The sequence below is a fragment of the Leifsonia sp. SIMBA_070 genome, from assembly GCF_046534635.1.
In the GTDB taxonomy this organism is placed as follows: domain Bacteria; phylum Actinomycetota; class Actinomycetes; order Actinomycetales; family Microbacteriaceae; genus Leifsonia.
Genome location: NZ_JAWRYK010000119.1, coordinates 1 through 318, shown reverse-complemented (window position 1 = coordinate 318; position 318 = coordinate 1). Strand labels below are relative to the sequence as shown.

Genomic DNA, 318 nt, shown 5'->3' with positions numbered 1-318 from the left:
GGCGAGGTCTGCGGCGCTGTACGCCGGGGCGGGTTCGGCCGCGGGCTCCGGGGTCTGCGACGCGAGTTCGTCCTCGCGGTGTTCGGCTGCGGTGAGGATGTCGATGTCCCCGACAACGGAGCTCGGGTCGGCGGCGATCGCCCGCGCCAGGATCTCGAAGCGCTCGGCGATGGCGGTCACCGTCTCGCGGTCGAAGATGTCAGTCGCGTAGGTGATCCGGCCACCCAGCCGGCGCCGTCCGTCGGCGTCGGTGGTGTCGTCGATGGCGAACGTCAGGTCGAACTTGGCGCCCCCGATCATCCCGTCGGCGACCTCCAC

General features: G+C 71.4%; 1 protein-coding gene. It reads right to left on the bottom strand.

Annotated features, from left to right (window positions below; genetic code table 11):
* A partial coding sequence (locus SB754_RS19665; RefSeq protein WP_410784078.1) for a hypothetical protein occupies nt 1-318 on the bottom strand: 318 nt, incomplete at both ends.